General features: G+C 43.8%; 18 protein-coding genes. 7 read left to right on the forward strand and 11 right to left on the reverse strand.

What is annotated here, in order from left to right; genetic code table 11:
• Positions 1–87 precede the first annotated feature (87 nt).
• Positions 88–495, forward strand: a complete 408-nt coding sequence (locus GJU87_RS09080) for a GFA family protein (RefSeq protein WP_153639229.1) — start codon at positions 88–90, stop codon at positions 493–495.
• Positions 496–1,045: 550 nt separating this feature from the next.
• Here the strand turns inward: GJU87_RS09080 and GJU87_RS09085 are convergent.
• Positions 1,046–1,525 carry an META domain-containing protein gene (locus tag GJU87_RS09085; protein WP_153639230.1) on the reverse strand — a complete coding sequence of 160 codons (480 nt, stop codon included), beginning with the start codon at positions 1,523–1,525 and terminating at the stop codon, positions 1,046–1,048.
• Positions 1,526–1,842: 317 nt separating this feature from the next.
• Here GJU87_RS09085 and tnpA point away from each other — a divergent pair, with 317 nt between their 5' ends.
• Together tnpA and GJU87_RS09095 are read left to right on the forward strand one after the other, a co-directional pair.
• On the forward strand, positions 1,843–2,298 hold the full coding sequence (gene tnpA, locus GJU87_RS09090) for an IS200/IS605 family transposase (RefSeq protein WP_153639231.1): 456 nt from the start codon (positions 1,843–1,845) through the stop codon (positions 2,296–2,298).
• A 200-nt stretch (positions 2,299–2,498) separates the two neighbouring features.
• The gene (locus GJU87_RS09095; protein ID WP_153639232.1) at positions 2,499–3,347 is read left to right on the forward strand and encodes a mechanosensitive ion channel family protein; all 849 of its coding nucleotides are present in this window, start codon (positions 2,499–2,501) and stop codon (positions 3,345–3,347) included.
• A gap of 497 nt (positions 3,348–3,844) precedes the next feature.
• On the opposite strand, the gene GJU87_RS09100 is transcribed toward GJU87_RS09095, so the two are convergent.
• Together GJU87_RS09100 and GJU87_RS09105 are read right to left on the reverse strand one after the other, a co-directional pair.
• Positions 3,845–5,143 (reverse strand): cysteate synthase, encoded by a 1,299-nt coding sequence (locus GJU87_RS09100; protein WP_153639233.1) that lies wholly within the window; start codon positions 5,141–5,143, stop codon positions 3,845–3,847.
• A 182-nt stretch (positions 5,144–5,325) separates the two neighbouring features.
• Positions 5,326–6,543, reverse strand: coding sequence for a cation:proton antiporter (locus tag GJU87_RS09105; protein ID WP_153639234.1), 1,218 nt, complete (start codon positions 6,541–6,543; stop codon positions 5,326–5,328).
• A gap of 448 nt (positions 6,544–6,991) precedes the next feature.
• On the opposite strand from GJU87_RS09105, the gene GJU87_RS09110 reads away from it, so the two are divergent.
• Together GJU87_RS09110 and GJU87_RS09115 are read left to right on the forward strand one after the other, a co-directional pair.
• A complete protein-coding gene (locus tag GJU87_RS09110) occupies positions 6,992–8,041 on the forward strand; it encodes an outer membrane beta-barrel protein (RefSeq protein WP_153639235.1) in 1,050 nt (349 codons plus the stop codon).
• Positions 8,042–8,142: 101 nt separating this feature from the next.
• On the forward strand, positions 8,143–8,688 hold the full coding sequence (locus tag GJU87_RS09115; protein WP_106542672.1) for a VOC family protein: 546 nt from the start codon (positions 8,143–8,145) through the stop codon (positions 8,686–8,688).
• Between the two features lie 56 nt (positions 8,689–8,744).
• Here GJU87_RS09115 and GJU87_RS21435 read toward each other — a convergent pair whose 3' ends face one another.
• From GJU87_RS21435 to GJU87_RS09135, 5 genes are all read right to left on the reverse strand, one after another.
• Positions 8,745–9,347 (reverse strand): DUF1080 domain-containing protein, encoded by a 603-nt coding sequence (locus GJU87_RS21435; RefSeq protein ID WP_228491925.1) that lies wholly within the window; start codon positions 9,345–9,347, stop codon positions 8,745–8,747.
• Between the two features lie 24 nt (positions 9,348–9,371).
• Positions 9,372–10,196 (reverse strand): DUF1080 domain-containing protein, encoded by an 825-nt coding sequence (locus tag GJU87_RS21440; RefSeq protein ID WP_228491926.1) that lies wholly within the window; start codon positions 10,194–10,196, stop codon positions 9,372–9,374.
• Between the two features lie 144 nt (positions 10,197–10,340).
• Positions 10,341–11,591, reverse strand: coding sequence for a lipopolysaccharide assembly protein LapB (locus GJU87_RS09125; RefSeq protein WP_153639236.1), 1,251 nt, complete (start codon positions 11,589–11,591; stop codon positions 10,341–10,343).
• A 141-nt stretch (positions 11,592–11,732) separates the two neighbouring features.
• Complete coding sequence (locus GJU87_RS09130) at positions 11,733–13,247, reverse strand: M56 family metallopeptidase (RefSeq protein WP_153639237.1); 1,515 nt, start codon at positions 13,245–13,247, stop codon at positions 11,733–11,735.
• Positions 13,248–13,281: 34 nt separating this feature from the next.
• Entirely contained in the window at positions 13,282–13,665 is a 384-nt protein-coding gene (locus tag GJU87_RS09135) for a BlaI/MecI/CopY family transcriptional regulator (RefSeq protein ID WP_153639238.1), read from the reverse strand.
• Positions 13,666–14,220: 555 nt separating this feature from the next.
• On the opposite strand from GJU87_RS09135, the gene GJU87_RS09140 reads away from it, so the two are divergent.
• Positions 14,221–14,646, forward strand: coding sequence for a hypothetical protein (locus GJU87_RS09140; protein WP_153639239.1), 426 nt, complete (start codon positions 14,221–14,223; stop codon positions 14,644–14,646).
• 1 nt (position 14,647) lies between these two features.
• Here the strand turns inward: GJU87_RS09140 and GJU87_RS09145 are convergent, their stop codons facing one another.
• The 3 genes from GJU87_RS09145 to GJU87_RS09155 all read right to left on the reverse strand — a co-directional run bounded on the left by GJU87_RS09145 (position 14,648) and on the right by GJU87_RS09155 (position 16,732).
• Complete coding sequence (locus GJU87_RS09145) at positions 14,648–15,430, reverse strand: amidohydrolase (RefSeq protein WP_153639240.1); 783 nt, start codon at positions 15,428–15,430, stop codon at positions 14,648–14,650.
• Positions 15,431–15,442: 12 nt separating this feature from the next.
• Positions 15,443–16,003, reverse strand: a complete 561-nt coding sequence (locus GJU87_RS09150; RefSeq protein ID WP_153639241.1) for a 1-acyl-sn-glycerol-3-phosphate acyltransferase — start codon at positions 16,001–16,003, stop codon at positions 15,443–15,445.
• A 66-nt stretch (positions 16,004–16,069) separates the two neighbouring features.
• Positions 16,070–16,732, reverse strand: a complete 663-nt coding sequence (locus GJU87_RS09155; RefSeq protein WP_153639242.1) for a B3/4 domain-containing protein — start codon at positions 16,730–16,732, stop codon at positions 16,070–16,072.
• 66 nt (positions 16,733–16,798) lie between these two features.
• Between GJU87_RS09155 and GJU87_RS09160 the strand changes: the two genes are divergently transcribed.
• Complete coding sequence (locus tag GJU87_RS09160) at positions 16,799–17,470, forward strand: TatD family hydrolase (protein WP_194831485.1); 672 nt, start codon at positions 16,799–16,801, stop codon at positions 17,468–17,470.
• Positions 17,471–17,472: the final 2 nt, after the last annotated feature.

Here is a 17,472-nt window from a genome sequence, read left to right on the forward strand (position 1 = left end):
TGGTTACTGTATTTTTACCACTAGTCAGGTTACCAGTGGGGAACCATTTTATTGGATTAGGAAATTAAAAAAAGGAGGTATTAACCGATGGAATATTTAGGTTCATGTTTATGTCGGACTGTTCAATTTAGGGTACTAGGCGATTTCGAAGATTTTTATTTATGCCATTGTGGATATTGCCGGAAAGATACGGGTTCCGCTCATGCAGCCAATCTGTTTTCAACAACAGCAAAGCTTGAATGGATAAAAGGTGAAGACGAAGTTAAGACTTTTCAACTAGCGGACACCGACCATGTAAAAGCATTTTGCACAACTTGTGGTTCGGCACTTCCTAATTTACAAATGGGAGGCAAGCTGTTAGTGGTACCTGCAGGAAGTTTGGATACTAAACTGGACAAAATACCGGATGGTCATATCTTCATTTCAAAGAAAGCGAATTGGGATGAATCGCTGCATACGTTTAAGAAATTCGAACGGTTTCCAACAGATAATTAAATAGACGGTAGAGACGCCCAAATTGGGCACTTGTGCCCGAATCGGGCGTCTTTACAAACACCATCCAAATGCAATTATCCGAAATCGGTTTATTGGCACAAAAATATCGGTTGGAAATCCCTATTCATTTCCCATTTGTTGTTTTGGACTAAGAACGGTCACAGAGAATTCAGGTTCCTGTAAAAGTATTTTGATTATCACGAATTAGCACCGGAGATGAAACGCAAAAACATAAAAAAGTCGGGCTGGGAACCCGACTTTAATAAACTAACCTAACCTAACTAAACCAAACTAACCTAACTTAAAGATTCCTATGAAAAAAACTTGCTTTTCCTGTTTACAAAGATGTCCGTTTTTTCTGTTAACTGATTTGAATAGCTATTAAAGAAAGTTAAACTTCAGGGAAAAGTTGTTAGTGGTATTATAGACCAAAGTGTCTGACTAACTACAAACACATACGTACTAAGCCAAGTCGCCGCTTCTCTCCTCTCCCGACGACTATCGTTTTTCAAGAAACATGAATAAGGGTCCAGCTCATCCTGCCATAAAATCACTCAGCTTTCCTGAATTTGAGCAATAGCTGGCCATTGCTCCACAGTGATAGTTCCTTTCCGGAGAGTTCATACCGCTCGATTTCCTGTAGAATAGCCAGGAATTCCTCCTCTTCATCCAACGCCGGACAGGCCTTTTTGGTCGCAACAACTCCCACGATCTTGATATATGACTCATCAAGCACCAGCTGCCCTTTAAACTGGTTACAACCGGCAAATCCGGCTACCTGGTTCTCCTTCACTTTAAATTCGATGGTCGGATGATTGTGCGGGAAAATCTCATCAACCGCTTCTCCATCCATTTCGGTTAATTCCCACTTCTCCTCCAAAGCGTTCTCTTTCTGTCCGGCCTGCGTCGACTCTTTTAACGACTTTCTGTCGTTCTTTTGTTGGGCTTTCGCCTGATTCATTCCTCCCATACCTGAAATCAGAAAACAGAGAAAAATTATCAGCGAAAGCGCTTTCATCATTTTTTTCATACGAGACGTTTTTTATTGGCGTTTGTTGTGTCTGAATTTAATCTCTACTCAATTTACGAAATAAAGCGTGCTTTTTTCCCTGTTTTTGAGCAAGAAATATACCGGACTCAAGACAATAGAGATTAGATTGCAGACGATAGACATTACACGTTTCAGGTCGCGCTTCGCGGTTACTGTGGTTAAATTGTTAAAAAAGTTTCTGTTGTTAGGAGAGTTTTAAGTGTGAAGATTGGCTTCAGGTCGAACCCTAAGGTTCAGTCTAATCTCTTAGGGGTTAGTTCCCCGCTGCTTGCAGCGTAAATTTAGTAAGTTTGTGTATGCGTGAAAGTACATACATCCACAAATCCCATAATGTATCGGTTTTGATGTATCATTTTGTATGCCCAGCAAAATACCGACGAGTCGTATTTAGTGATGAGGTTGATCAAAGTCTGAAAAATATTTGTTTGGAGATAGAAAAACGTTATTCAATATACTTTTTGGAAATAGGAACCGACAATGACCATGTACATTTTTTGGTTCAATCAGTTCCGACTCAGAGTCCAACACAGATAATCAAGATATTGAAAAGCATCACAGCAAGAGAAATATTCCGACAACATCCTGAAGTAAAGAAACAATTATGGGGAGGGGAGTTTTGGACTGATGGTTATTATGTAAGTACAGTAGGAAAACATGGCAATGAAGACATTATCTCGAAATATGTCAGAGAACAAGGTGTTGAAAAGGAGTACAAGGCATTGCACAAAGCTCAGCAGTTGGCTCTCTTCTGATACCCCGTCTGCTTGCAGCGGGGTAGTTCATTCGTTCTTTAATTGTTCATTTTTCATTTCTAATTACTCATTGACTTAAGGGTTACCGATTGCGCTGATGGGATAGTTTCATACAGCAAATTATTTTTTCTCTCATTATCGTCGCCGTATTGCAGAATCGGGATATTTTCCGGATTTTTAGCGACCATTATAAGAATGATATGAAACCCATTGAGTACTTCCTGATCTCTGCGGCCATCCTGGTGGGGGCTGTATTGTTTTCGAAGATTGTCCGGATGCTGATCACCCGTTCGTTTAAGCGGGCTGCTAAACGCATCCAACTCGATCCGACCAACTATAACTTCCTGAAGAACGGAATTAGCTTCCTCATCTTTCTGCTGGCGGTTATCGGTATCTTCTTCATCATTCCCGGTTTACGCACATTGGGAAGTACCATGCTGGCCGGTGCCGGTATTTTTGCGGCGGCCATGGGTTTTGCATCGCAGCAGGCATTCTCCAATATCGTGAGTGGCATTTTCATTGTTATTTTCAGACCGTTTGGTGTTGGCGATTTTATCAAACTCAGCGATACCCACTATGGCACCGTCGAAGATATTACGTTGCGGCATACCGTTATCCGGAATCCGGAGAACCGGCGCGTCATTATTCCCAATTCCGTGATTAGCTCGGAAACCATCCTCAACTCGAGTATTGCCGATGCTAAAATCTGCTCGCAGGTAGAATTTGACATTGCTTACCATTCGAATATTGATGATGCTATTGCATTGATTCAGGACGAAGCGATGAAACATCCCAATCTGTTCGACAACCGGACAGACGAAGAGAAAGAGGATGGAGAACCCGAGGTGCGTGTCCGTGTCATTGAATTAGGAAACTGGTACGTACGATTGCGTGCTTACTTGTGGGCCGAAGACAACGGCAAAGCCTTTGTGATGAAATGCGATATGCTGAAAAGAGTCAAGGAGCGTTTCGACCAGGAGGGCATCGAAATTCCGTACCCGTACCAAAACCTGATTCACCACAACTCACAACAGGAAGTGAATGCGTAGCACCACACTTGTGGTTGCTGATTCGGTTTTGAGGTTACTCTAGTTACTGTTGTTTCTGTCGTTACTGTTGTTTTGCTTCGATATTGCGTTAGTGCCTGGCCTGGTAGGACCACGATATATTGTGGCCGTGTTGCAAAGGAATTCCCGTCAGGGATAAATATTCATCACCTCCGGCGAAACCGGAGGATTTAAGCCCAAAAAATAAAGCAACTCTGAAAGGAGTTGAATATAGGAGAATAACACACTCGGAGGGGGCTAACAGGAAGATTTCGATTCGTAAAATGTGATTTCTAAGCAGTAATGAATTCAACCCGCTTCGGGGTTGTTCGAAAGGGTGGAGCTCCCCGCCCCAAAATTGATTGGGGGTGAAGAATATCTATCCGGCGTTGCCGGAAAAACTCTTTGATGCTGCCGGTCGTACATCGGTAGGTTTCAATTTCCATAAAAAAAGCCGCTGCGATGGCAACGGCTTTATATCGATATTAAGTATGTTTTCTTCAAACCTGCAAGAACAGTTCCTGAAGTTGTTCCTTCACCATTCTTGGGTCCGGGTCAACCGGGAAAACCAAATCCGGTTTCATAAACTGAATTTTATTCTCCTTCTGGAATTTCTGAATACCACCACCGGTGATATTCAGCATAATGATCGCATCTTTCTCCAATTTCCCTGCCTCAACGGCCTGAATGAGTGAGGCTGCCGCTACTGCTGCAGCCGGTTCCAGATCGATACCTTCATTCAGTTCAAATAATGTACTGGCTAAATCAGCTTCTTCATTCGTCACAGCCAGTACCTCGCCTCCGGCGTCTTTCATGGCGTCATACAAGCCACCTGAAATTCCGTACGGAGGTTTCCGGTTCGACAACACTTTCGCGTCAATCTCTTCCACCTGTTTTCGGGCAACAACGTCGTCCATCGGCAGCATTTTCCGCGAACCGGCTTCCCACGCATCTTTTATCGGGGTAAACGGTGCATTCTGCGAAACCATCAGCTTCATCTTGTTCGAACCAAAACGTCCGTCTTCGATGAAACGCAGGTTGGCTTCCCATGCTGCAATAGCTCCGGTTCCGCTTCCCACTGCCTGAAAATAGTAATCCGGTATTTGCCCGATAGTGGTAACGGCTGAAAGAACTGTTGTTCCCATTCCATCACGACGGGCGACATTCTTCGCTCCTCCTTCCGGGAAGAAAATGTCCATCTCGCAGGCAATGTTCGACAGATGAATCGCATCGAAATAATCGCCTCCCGATTCGGTAGCAATCAGCTTCACACACGGGTCAATCGGTTCGTTGAACCAAAGCGCCTTCATGTTATCGGAAGGGACACACAATAACAACGGGATTTTATTTTCCGAACAAACACGGGCAAATGCACGGGCTGTATTTCCGGCGGAAGCCACAACCATGGTCTTGTCTTCGTTGTAATTGGTCCGGGCGCACACCGAATATGCCTCACACTCTTTGAAACTGCCGGTATTCATCACTGCACCTTTCTCCGGCCAGTAACCGTTGAAGGTGATATAGAGGTTCTCCAATCCGAGCTCACGTGCAAATCCTTCGCTTTTGTACGTTACAGGTGCCCCGGAACCATCCAGTACCCGGTTAATGGGTAACCAGTCGGCGTATTTGTACAAGCCGGGAAGTTCTTCACGTACACGTAATTGTTTTTGCGCATATATTGCCCTAATCAGGGATGGAGTTTCGTTCTCAGGACAGCTCAATTCCCAGTTACCATCATTGAACCGGGTGCCGCAACACAACGATTCAAGATAATACTCTGTTTTGGTAAAGTTGGCCATAGGAATATCTCATTTATGGGGCAAAAATAAGTTTTTTTTCCAAAGGGAGTCGCCTTTTCCGGTCGGCGTTTACAATCCGGAATGCTTCCAGCCAAATTGCCAGCCCATTATATATTCTTTTTCCACTCTTTTTGCTACGCAACATACAAACGATTACCAAACGGTCAGAAAACGCTTTATACCTATTGGGCCGGTCTGGTTTCACCTGCCTTTCTTAACGAGAAGCGGGAAAGCAACGGGCCAACAATCTCGTGAATAATGGTTGCGCCCATAATCGTCCCCAACAGTGCTTTCGCGAAAGGTTCGAATTCGGGTGTGGCATGAACGGCCAATGCCAATCCAATCACAATCCCTCCTTGCGGGATCAGACCTCCGATAGTGAAACGGCGCACATTTGCCGACCGGTGTGTGAGGCGTGATGCCACGTATACGCCGGCAAATTTCCCAACACCCCGGCTGACCACAAACAATAAAATAAGAGATAAAACGCCGGATACGACGGAAAACTCCAGATACATTCCGCTAACGGTGAAAAAGAAAAGAAAGATGAGCTCTTCGGTGTATCGTTGCATTACTTTCTTGATAATATGCCGGTGCGGATTGAAATTGGCAATCATCAGCCCCAATGCCATGGCCGAAAGCAACCCGTCGATTTCCAACGTACGGGCAGTTCCAAAACAAAATGCCAGGCCACCAATAATGAGAATAATGTAGGCCCCTTCGGAGACAATCTTTAGTCTATACGCCAGGAAATTGAAGATCCAACCAAATACAACGCCCACTCCTACACTGAAAATAATTTCTTTCAACGATGTCAGCAACCCGGTTCCTAAGTTGGCCGAAGTGTCGCCCAGCATGGAAGAAGTCATATTAATGGCTACCGAATAGATGATGATACAAATGGCATCATCCAATGCCGCAACGCCCATGATGGTATCAGTCACTTTTCCCCGGGCTTTGTATTCATGCATTACAGCCAACGTAGCGGTAGGATCGGTGGGGGCGGCCAGTGAAGCAACCAGCACACTAAACGACAACAAATACGCCGCACCCATATCAAAACCGGTGAGATAGAGGAAAAGATACAGCACCGTCCCAACCAACAAAAAAGCCATTATCGATTCGGCGAAAGCGATGGAAATAATCGAACGTCCCAATTGTTGCAATTTGGGCATGGTCAATGAGGTTCCCACTTCCATCGTAATGAAAGCGAGACAGAGATCGGTTATCGGCCGTACATGCAGCGGGAAAACATCAGGTACAATGAAAAATATTCTTGGATTCAATACAATTCCGGCAACAATATAGCCGGTTACCCTTGGCAGGCCAATCCGGTGAAACACCTGACCGAAAACATAACCACTTAATAAAATGATTCCGGTAATCAGAAGGGTATCCATAGATTCAGATTTCGTTCGGCTACCATCAAAATTAAGATGATTATAGCGATTTGAAAACTTATACGCAGGAAAACCGGTGACTAAAATTTGACATAAGTCATTTTTATTTTACTCAAAAATATGGAACTTAATCGTTACGCATATCTCAAACTAGTTGCTTTAAGACAGTATACTTTTTGAACCGACTGAAATCTGCGTATTTTCCGCAAAAACCGAGTCAAGATCAGTGCATCATCGAATGACAATTTTTTACTCATTCATCAATAAAACTAACCCATAACCCGTAAAACTATGACCCATGAAAACTATCGTCTTTCTTTTGCTTACCACAATTTCAATAAGCAGTTTCAGCCAAACAAAATTCGAAAAAGGATATCTCATTAATCTCAATGAACAAAGGATTAATTGTTACATTAAAGACAATGATTGGAAGAATAACCCTACAGAAGTGAAGTATAGAGTCGGTGAGAATGATGAAACGAAAATCGCAGACTTAAAGAATACCAAAGCTTTTGGAATTGATAATAAGGTAGCCTATATAAGAGCTGTCGTCGATATCGATTACTCCTCCGGCGATGTTTCGACATTATCCGGAAAACGGGAACCTGAATTAAAGACCGATACCGTATTCTTAAAAATCCTGGTTAAGGGAGAAGCATCGCTCTACTACTATGAAAACAGTAGTCTTATCCGTTATTTTTACAGCACGTCAAGCAAGCCGATAGAGCAATTAATCTACAAGGAATATATCAACGGTGACAAAGGAATTTTCAGGAACAGAGATTTTACGGCACAGCTATGGAAGAATGTCAGGTGTCCTGAAACTTCTATTAATATCATTAAAACCATCCAATATAAGGCAAAAGACCTGATCGACTATTTCCGTAATTACAATGAGTGTGTAAACAAGTCTTATACCGATTATACGCTATCGGAAAAGAAAAAACTTTTCTCCCTGACGATTACACCTGGCATTGAGATGGCAACCATGTCAATTGACAGCCGCGAGACGAACCTGATTGATGTGAACTTTGGAAGCAAATTCAACTACCGGATTGGACTGGAATTGAATATGCTCCTCCCATTTAGTCATAATAAGTGGAGTATTTTCATGGAACCGACCTATCAACATTATTCAGGTCACGAAGTAATTGAAAGAACCTACTACCTGCCGAGAGATGTAGATGCTGAATACAAATCGCTGGAAATACCGATGGGTTTAAAATACAGCTTCCAACTAAACAAAAAGTCGTTTCTTTTCCTCCGGGGAGGTATGGTTGTCGATATTCCGTTCAATTCCACCATTACGTATACCAATCAGGACCGCCTCTACAAAATCCTTTCGGGAAATAGTTTTACCGTAGGCTTAGGTGCGCAATACAAACGACTGAGTTCTGAATTTCGGTATTATGGGAACCGCGATATTTTAAGTAGCTCTATGTCCTGGGATACCAAATACAGCAAACTGTCTTTTATTCTTGGGTACCGGATTCTTTGAGAGGTTTTATTTCGGATAAAAAAATCCACTATACCTGACAAATCCCCTGTTATGCTGGTTTTGTATTTTGTAACTTCCTTGCAAACAAAAAGAGCATTATCATGAGAATTGATCACATTGCTTATCGCGTTCGCGACCGCTTTGAGACAGCACGATTCTTTACGGAAGGATTCGGTTACACAATCGATCCGGAATTACCGGACGGTTTCGAAATTAAGTTTGACGATGGCTCGACTGCCAAGTGCCTGGTGCTGCTGCCACCCGAAAAATTGAAAAGTGGCATCCCCTGGGATATTCCCGGAGGTGATGGGTTGGAATACCATATGGCACCCGAAATCTTCATTTCCGACGGCCAAAACCATTCGGTGGTTGAAGAGTGGGTAGCCTCGAAGAATGGTGGAATTGGCGGCGTTCACCACATCGCCTACCAGGTGGAATCGGTGGAAGCTAAGATGAAAGAGTTCAAGGAGAAGGGGCTGATGGAATTTACAACCGATGAGCCCATCCGCTGCGAAGGCCTGACACAGGTTTTCACCAAACCCACGCCCTTTACCGGCATCATTTATGAATTCATCGAACGGGAAAAACACGGCTTCTGCCAGGACAGTGTTAAATTCCTGATGGAAAGTACCCGCGATTTGAAATAAGTTTTCCTTCCGGGAAACCAGAAAATAAGAAAGGGGCCTCAACAGCCCCTTTTCTTTTATGGTAGTTCTTTTAATTCGATATTTTTCCAACGCACTTTGATTCCGCCACCGGCGTGAATCTGCAACGCAATGGAACCGTTGGCTTTCCCGATTTTTTCATCTGTCAGTTTCACCATTTTCTTTCCGTTGAGCCAGGTTTCCACTGTTGGGCCAACCACGCGCAAACGCAACGTGTTCCACTCTCCCATTTTCAGAATATCTTCCTTTTCATCCGGAATTTTCTCCAGCCATCCACGTCCGTAGGATTCGTATATTCCACCTGTATCGTGTCCCGGAGGAGCAACTTCGCACTGCCAGCCGGTTATCTTGGTTCCTTCAATGGTCGACCGGAAAAAAACGCCGCTGTTGCCGTTGCTCTCCTGCAAAAACTGAAGCGTCAAATCGAAATTCTTGTAATGCTTATCGGTGGCCAGGTAACCGTATTCCTTATCGGGACCGCTTTCGCAAACCAGCTCGCCGTTATCGACATACCATTTTTCGGTTCCGTAAACCGTCCATCCGGTCAGGTCTTTCCCGTTGAAAAGAGAAATGCTTTTGGAAGGCAGCATAAATCCGCTGAACAGCGCTACCGCTGCCAGTAGTATTCCTATTTTTTTCATCTTACGTTTAGTTTGATTAGCAGATTAAAGTTCGCGGATTTTAATATTCCGGAACCAGATGTAACTACCGTGATCCTGCAAAGAAATATGGCCGACTTTCGCCATTCCGTAATCCGGATAATCTTTCCATTTCCCTTCGTTCTTGCGTTTGTTCCAATCATCGGTCCAACGCTCAAACTCGACTACCTTCTCACCATTCAGCCACTGCTCCACATGATTGCCGTTCACGATAATACGGGCCGTATTGAAAGCAGGACCCCCAACCATCTGCAGTTTCTTTTTCGATTTATCAGCCGTGTACATTCCGTAATTAGCGCCGGTCAGCTGCCACTCTTCCACTTTTTCCGGGAAACCGACATCATCGAGCAGTTGGTATTCGGGACCGGTATAATACACGGCGCCATACTTTGGATCGTCAATCACACCATACAAAATACCGCTATTGCCACCGTGAGAAATTCGCCATTCAAGCTTGAGTTCGAAGTTTTCGTATTGCTTATCGGTAATGATGTCACCACCAATATCGCCGCCTTTCCCAAGCGACATCAGGCTACCATCACGAACCACCCATCCCTGGGAAATATCGTTGCCGGCAAAACCTTTCCATCCATTCAACGTCTTTCCGTCGAAGAGCAATTGCCAACCATCGGCTTTCTCCTGAGCGGTCAGTGTATTCAAGGCTTCGGTTTCGTGTTTCGAAAGGCAATCAGACGCACATCCGGCTTGACCGGCACAGGTAGTTTCCTCAACCTCGACGTTTTCGGTCTTTGTTTGCTTCTTTTGAGTTGACTGGCATCCGGCGAAGATCAGGCCGATACCAAAGGCGATCAGAACAAGTGATTTTTTCATAGAAATAAAAGGTTTGATTAGTTTGTGCATTCGCTGTGTACTAAAACGGGGGAAAGAAAGAGTCTGTCCAATCCTTCACCCCGCCAGCTGTTCGAAAGCTACTAATTTTTTACCAGCTGAAAAATACTTTTCAAAAGCCCTTTCTTACTGATCCATAAAAAGATCTTCTTTGATTCTCCGGATACGCTTCAAAGCATAATCGACATTGGGATTGTCGGAATCGCCCATGCGTTTGAGGTATGCCTGGTAATATCCTAACGCAATGGTTTTGTTGTTATTGAACTCCTCATACGTGGTAGCCATGTCGAACAATACCAGTGTGCGCGTTGAGTCGTATTCGAGTGCCTTCTTATAACCATCAATAGCATCCTGAAAACGCCGGTCGCGGTCGTACACATCGGCCAAATGATGATAAAAATCCGACAGGTAGCCGGGCGTGGCCAGTTTGATGGCTGTTTCCAGGAAATGGGCGCTCTGTTTGTATTCGGCTTTTCTCTTTAGGCATAACCCGATGTAAAAGGCCACCATGTCGTCGGTTTTCACTTTCTGGTAACACCTTTGAAGAAGCTCTAAAGACTGATCTTCTTTTCGCTCGAAAAACAGGCTAATGCCATAATACTTTTTCACGATATAGGAAGAATCAGCGGGCAATACATACTGGTAGTAGTCTACCGCTTTTTCGTAATTCTTTGCCAAAAAATTCAGCTCTCCTGCTTTCTTCTTCAAAAGAAGATTATCCGGGAAATGTTCCAGCGCATTCTCAATGTAATCAATGGCAGGCCCATAAAACTTATGCTGTTGCAGAATATTGACTAAATTCAACAAGGAAGCCAGATCATCGGGATTTTTCTCAATAACCCACTTATAGTTGTCAACGGCATCCGTAATCCGGTCAGTCCGGTAACAGCTTAATGCATACAGCCGGCGAAAAAGAAAGTTTGTCGAATCGCGGGTCGCTAAATCTTTGAATATGTATAATGCATCCAAATCACGATCGAGTTGCAGGTAGAGTTTTCCTAAATCCACCTGAGCTTCGCTGTTGTCAGGATCGGTCGTGAGCATTTTTGTGTAAACGGTAACCGCTGCCGGAAGATTTCCGAGCATACTATAGGCTTCGGCCTGCAACGATAAAGATTGAACAGTTTCCGGTCCCTTCTTCAAAACGTCTAAAACGTCGCTATATCGCTTTTCTTTCTGGTAGGCTTGCGCCAACAAAAGCAATGACTCCGGAGCCAACTTTCCCGCCTCAAGCTTTGGCTGTAAGCGGTTAATCACCTGTTCTGTTTTTCCCTGATAAAGGAGATAAGCCAGGTCGTCATTTTGTCCTGTAGCCGGTAGGTAAAAAGCAAGGAGAAAAATAAGACACAAAGCTGCTTGTTTCAGTTTCTCATTCATATCGGGGGATTTAAAGAAAAAAGAGATGCCGTTGATCAACTAATCGCTCCGGCATCTCCTCTTATCTTATTCAACTGTTTTTCAACGCAAGTGAAATTGCGATACCACCACCCTAAATTCGGGTATGGGATGCCCGGCTATTCACTGTAATACAAAATTGATTGGCACTGTGAACTGTACGTTCACGGGTTCTCCTCTTTGGGTTCCGGGTGTCCATTGGGGCAAATTGTTTACAACCCGCAATGCTTCAGCATCCAGCGAAGGAGAAATGCCACGAGCGATCTTTGCTCCTCCCACAGCTCCTGTTTTGGTAACGATGAAGTTGACGTAAACCTTGCCTTGAACTCCTTTCTCCTGAGCATCTTTCGGATAGTGAATATTGGCAGCAATATATTTTCTAAGTGCCAAATCACCACCGGGAAATTCAGGCATTTTGTCTACGATGAAGAATACAGGATCTCCCTTGTATTCTGCATTATTATCACTGGCATTTTGCCCGGTTATACTGGCATTTTTCTCTACAGCGGTTTCAGTGGGTTCATTCAAAAAACCTTTTGTATAAATAAGGATAACACCATCTTTCACCCGATCCTGACCGTATTTTTTTGCGTATGGAGTCAAAGATTCTTTGCTCTTGACCACATCAATATGAGAAATTGATTTTGGATTCAGAGTATCCATCACAGCTTTTGTAACTGTAACTTCGTCCAATATCATCAACGGCTGGCTATCAACTTTCGCCGATTTTATAGCAACTTGCTCAGTGGATGGCTCTGACGTTTTTTCGCAAGCAAAAACCACAACCAGCAACAGCATGGTCATTAATCCAATTAAGTATTTATATCCGGCCCAACGAGGGGACTTTATTTTTGAAATCATCTTCATTCTGCTTTTTAGTAAGGAATAATTGAAGTTATTGGCAACCTGAAGCTGAATGCCGGTCACCTGTTCAATCAGCATGGCTTTGTAACGTACAGGCGAAATGCCCTTGTTAACCACCAGCGCATCGGCCAGAAATTCGTGGTTTTCCCTAACAGCTCGGCGCAAATACCAGATGAATGGATTAAACCATTGTACCAGAACGACCAATTCGAGTAATAAAACATCGACGGAATGCCGTTGCCGGATATGCACCATCTCGTGTTTCAGGATATGATTGCTTTCCTCAGTTCCGAATTTGAAATCGCGGCCAACAAAAAGCCAGCGAAAAAACGAAAAAGCTGATGTTTCAAATCCCAGACGGACAATGGTCAGGCCCTTGTATTTGCGTTTTTCGCCACTGCGAACCAACAAGACCATCTGGCCCAGCTTCCAGGTAAAACGCAGCGTGAAAAAGAGAATGCCACTAAAATATATCAGACCGATGAGAGGCAATGAAAGAAATATCCCGGATGTATCGGTTCCGGCTCCACCGTACACATCTACGGCTTCGAGTACGCGCGGTCCACTGGCAATTAATGCCAGATTGGACGATGCCGAATTCAGGAATACCGGAATGTGAAGCAATGGAAGTATACCGGAAAAGATAGCTGATACGATAAGATACACGCGGTTTAACCGGAAAAACGTCTCTTTGCGGAGAAAAAAGAAATAGACAAGGGTAAGTAAGCCGAGGCTTATTCCCGATTCTGTTATGAAGTTAATATACGTATTCATAGTAGTTAAAGTCAGTTGTCAATCATTTATTACTTCATGATGTCTTTTCATCATTGTTATCTATCTCGCGCCGGACTTCTTCCAGCAAGTCATCCAGGTCGTGAATATCCAGTTTGTCCTCCCGGGCAAAAAAGGAAACCATCTCCTTGAATGAACCATCGAAATAGTTCCGCATAAAACGCTTCCCAAACGAACGGGTGTACTCCTTTTTACTGACGATGGGAAAATACTGGTGCGATTTACCGTATGCCTTGTGATCGACAAAACCCTTTTTCTCCAGTATCCTGACGATGGTGGAAACGGTATTGTAGGCTGGTTTAGGATCCGGCATTTCGTCGATGATATCGCGTACGAACGCCTTGTCCATATCCCACAGTAGTTGCATCACCTGTTCTTCTGCTCTTGTCAGTTCTTTCATTGTAAGTTGACTATTATTCAATAACATTTATTCCTTCGGCTAAAGGTACCGAAGTCGTTATTTATTTCAAACTATTTTTTTAGTTAGTCGAGATAAAAAAATCAGGGCGGTATGCCCCATCTCTTTTCCTTTTTCATATTATCCAGTTTTTCGATTTTTTCTATAACCTGTTTCCTGCGCATGGAAATCTATTCACAATAGTAAAACTAATATTTTAGTTTTGCAACTAAATGATTAGTTTTTATAAGTAGAAGTATACTGCGAAGAGAAAACAGCCATCTCAAAAATATTTTGGGCTACGAATCGTTTTAAGTGCAAACTCTCCTACTTCAACCTCAAATCATTCAGCAGATTTCGGAAAAACAAAAGGAAGGAATTTATATAAAAATTCAGCGAAGATCATTGTGTGGTGTTCGCCAGCGATCGTTCGTTGAAATCTCGTTAAAAACTTGTTAACAAGCTGTTGATAACGTGCGTTTTTTGAGCAGGTGATATTGACTATTACCCTGCGTTTCTGTAAGTTTAGATTAATTCCTCTAAACCAAATTATTTCTCATGGAAATTCAGGATTATCAACAGGCCGATTATGTTTTGCGCGATTTGCATGCGACGGCAAAATGGGGCGTATTTCTGTCAATAATTGGCTTTGCTTTTACAGGCATGTATATGGCCGTGGCCATTTACTCGAGTCGCTTTATTCAATTGCCTGCAGATTTTCCGGCCTTCGCGCATCATTATGCAGCTGAATTTAAAGCTATATTCCTGCTGGTTCCCGGCTTGGTGTACTTTATTCCTAATTTCTTTTTCTACAAGCTGTCCCGGGCGACATTGGGCGCGTTAACCGGAGAAGAAGTAACTTTACTTCCCAACGAAATCATGCTTCACCGTCGTACCATTGAGCAGCTGGGAACACTGATGATTGTTGCCCTGGCGTTTATTTCGGTCGTTATTATCCGGTTGTTGCTAACCAGTTCTATCTAAATCAAAGCAACCGAAAATCGTCAGCATCATTTCCTACCGGGAATTTTATCCGGAAGTTTTCCAGGCTTTCCATTGATAATGTGTCTGTAACAACTTCTTCCCGGTTCTCCAGTCGATGCATCACTTCTCCCCGAGGATTTACCAGCAGCGAATCGCCACAGTAATCAATTTCATTTCCGTCAGTGCCAACCCGGTTCACACCGGCCACATAAATCTGGTTTTCGATAGCGCGGGCTTTTAGCAGTGTTTTCCACACCTGCGTCCGAGAAGCCGGCCAATTGGCTACGTAAAGGGCTAAATCGGTATCTTTCCGGTTACGCGACCAAACGGGAAACCGCACATCGTAACATATGTACAAAGCAATTCGCCATCCTCTGAAATTAACTATCACCCGCTCTTTCCCCGGTTCGAAAACACCTATTTCCCCCTCAATGAGGAACAAATGCCTTTTATCGTAAGTGGCATAACTTCCATCGGGTTGAACAAACAGCAAACGGTTGTAACGACCTCCGGCATCTTCCGTGATAACACTTCCACATACCGCTGCATCCAATTCGGCAGCTTTCTTCTTCATCCATTGCATAGTGTCACCATCCATCGGTTCAGCCAAAGTCAGGGCATTCATCGAAAAACCGGTGATGAACATCTCCGGAAGGACAACCAGGTCGGTCGGTCCCTCAATCGAATCGATCATTTCCTCTAAATGGTTCCGGTTTTCCTGTGGCGATTCCCAGTAAAGGTTGGGTTGTATGAGTGTAATACGAAGGTCGTTTCCGTTTTTCATAAGCTGCTTTTTTTATTCCAAATCGTCTCCGGTATTAAACATCTCCGGATGTTTTCCCTGCACACCTTTGTCCTTGTACCACTGACGTACCCGTTTCAGATCGGCGTTCAGGTCATCGGATAGTTCAAATTTTTCATTGAAGCCTATTTCTTTTTTGCCCCAATCAAAATAGCCCAAATAAACCGGAACACCAGCCAAACGGGCCATCGTATGAAATCCGCCTTTCCAGCGCGCTGTAGGCTTTCGGGTTCCTTCGGGGGCAATCGCCAGATGAAGGTAATCGCGTGTTTTAAATTCATCCACAACCTGCTTCAGAACGTTAGCCCCTTTTTTTCGGTCAACCGGAATACCTCCCATCCACCGTACAATGTATCCCACTGGCCAGAAGAAAAATTCCTTCTTCACCATTACATAAGCTTTTCCCCCCACACTGGTATAGTAGAGCCACGAAATGACGAAGTCAAGTGCTGAGGTATGCGGTGCTCCCAGAATAATACACTTCGATTCCGGAGCCACTCCGCTCATCGCTTTCCATCCCAGGAGACGTAATATAAATGCGGTAAGTTTCTTCATTTTTTTGCTTTAGTCTATCTATATTGTTTCACGCAAAAATAGTCCTTTTATCTTCTTTGCACACCCTTATTGAACAATCCAGCGTTCGAGATTTTCAGCCTTGCCGTAACGAGTCAATAGCTCAGCAGCTAGTTCCATCGCTTTTTCAGTTTCTTCCCTACCTGAAAAGCCGATGATCACCATCAGGAAACGCCTGGTTGCATCGGTAACTGAAGTTCGCTCTGAATCGCTTGTCGGACTTCCAAACGCCGATTCCTCATCACGGAAAACCGGTAAAAATTCGATGTTCAGTTCTCCCCGTCCAATTGCCTGATACGGTTCGTTGTTTTCTCCAATTCCCATTTGGATGTCACCTTCGATTTTTTCTGCATCGTAACCTCCGATGGATATGCCTGTTTCGAGTGAAATCTGGTTAACCAGATCGACAATATTATTGATGTGATAAAGTCCCAGGCCACGAACAACCCGTCGTGTCAAAGCTTCGGCCGAAAGGCGGTAACGTGCCGGGTCTTTACCGCATGCTTTGTAAGCTTTTCGTGATGCCTGAATCGCACTCTTCTGACTGATTTTGTTTAATGGAAGGTCCTCCTTAATCCTGTTTTCCGTTTCCTTCATCCTGTTCAACAGCTCCTCTCCCGACGGTTCGATTTGTACATCACATTCAATGCATCCCAGAACCATCTCAGGTACACGCGATTTCAAATCAACGGAAATTTCAATTTTAGTCATCCCTAATCTACTTTTCTGGTTAATTCTATCCGAAAATAATCATTACATTTGATAAAAAGCATAGTTGTGCCTGTTCCCTATATCGACATCCATACACACGACGCGGTTGAACAGGAAGACCTATTTCAGCTGCAAAGCTTGTTCTTACAGGACTTCGAGCAGAATCCATCGCTGAATTATCCTGTAACTGCAGGCATACACCCGTGGCATGCCCATCTGTTCACGCCGGACGAAGCGCGCGAAATGCTGGAGCGCAACATCGGAAATCCATATATTGTCGGCATTGGTGAAACTGGCCTCGACCGTTCCATTCACACTTCGCTTGCTATTCAGGAAGAGATTTTCCAACTTCACATCGAAGCGGCTGAAAAAATAGGAAAGCCTCTGATCATTCACTGTGTAAGATGCTGGCAGGATGTGATGCGATTAAAAAAAAACACCTCAACTCCATGGATATTGCACGGTTATACAGGCAATCTCCAAACCACGCAACAACTTTTAAAAAAGAATTTCATCTTTTCCATTGGCTCCCGCCTACTCGACCGCCGGGCTAAACTTCGCGAGTCGATTGAAATCATTCCGATAGAGAATCTGTTCATTGAAACCGATGATACTAACGTCGATATCAGAGAGATTTACAACGAAGTTGCTCTTCTTAATAATATGCCTCCCGAAGATTTGAAAATACATATCTTTGGCAACCTAAAAAAAATCTTCGGACCCATTGTCCGGGCATAATT

The sequence above is a fragment of the Prolixibacter sp. NT017 genome (assembly GCF_009617875.1).
In the GTDB taxonomy this organism is placed as follows: Bacteria; Bacteroidota; Bacteroidia; order Bacteroidales; family Prolixibacteraceae; genus Prolixibacter.

Coding starts and splice junctions, on each gene's coding strand:
- GJU87_RS09150 (WP_153639241.1), bottom strand. CDS start 16,003: ATGAAGAAACTTACCGCATTTATATTACGTCTCCTGGGATGGAAAGCG.
- GJU87_RS09145 (WP_153639240.1), bottom strand. CDS start 15,430: ATGAAAAACGGAAACGACCTTCGTATTACACTCATACAACCCAACCTT.
- GJU87_RS09125 (WP_153639236.1), bottom strand. CDS start 11,591: ATGAATGAGAAACTGAAACAAGCAGCTTTGTGTCTTATTTTTCTCCTT.
- GJU87_RS09100 (WP_153639233.1), bottom strand. CDS start 5,143: ATGGCCAACTTTACCAAAACAGAGTATTATCTTGAATCGTTGTGTTGC.
- GJU87_RS09115 (WP_106542672.1), top strand. CDS start 8,143: ATGAGAATTGATCACATTGCTTATCGCGTTCGCGACCGCTTTGAGACA.
- GJU87_RS21440 (WP_228491926.1), bottom strand. CDS start 10,196: ATGAAAAAATCACTTGTTCTGATCGCCTTTGGTATCGGCCTGATCTTC.
- GJU87_RS09140 (WP_153639239.1), top strand. CDS start 14,221: ATGGAAATTCAGGATTATCAACAGGCCGATTATGTTTTGCGCGATTTG.
- GJU87_RS09080 (WP_153639229.1), top strand. CDS start 88: ATGGAATATTTAGGTTCATGTTTATGTCGGACTGTTCAATTTAGGGTA.
- GJU87_RS09085 (WP_153639230.1), bottom strand. CDS start 1,525: ATGAAAAAAATGATGAAAGCGCTTTCGCTGATAATTTTTCTCTGTTTT.
- GJU87_RS09105 (WP_153639234.1), bottom strand. CDS start 6,543: ATGGATACCCTTCTGATTACCGGAATCATTTTATTAAGTGGTTATGTT.
- GJU87_RS09135 (WP_153639238.1), bottom strand. CDS start 13,665: ATGAAAGAACTGACAAGAGCAGAAGAACAGGTGATGCAACTACTGTGG.
- GJU87_RS09095 (WP_153639232.1), top strand. CDS start 2,499: ATGAAACCCATTGAGTACTTCCTGATCTCTGCGGCCATCCTGGTGGGG.
- GJU87_RS09130 (WP_153639237.1), bottom strand. CDS start 13,247: ATGAATACGTATATTAACTTCATAACAGAATCGGGAATAAGCCTCGGC.
- tnpA (WP_153639231.1), top strand. CDS start 1,843: ATGCGTGAAAGTACATACATCCACAAATCCCATAATGTATCGGTTTTG.
- GJU87_RS09155 (WP_153639242.1), bottom strand. CDS start 16,732: ATGACTAAAATTGAAATTTCCGTTGATTTGAAATCGCGTGTACCTGAG.
- GJU87_RS21435 (WP_228491925.1), bottom strand. CDS start 9,347: ATGAAAAAAATAGGAATACTACTGGCAGCGGTAGCGCTGTTCAGCGGA.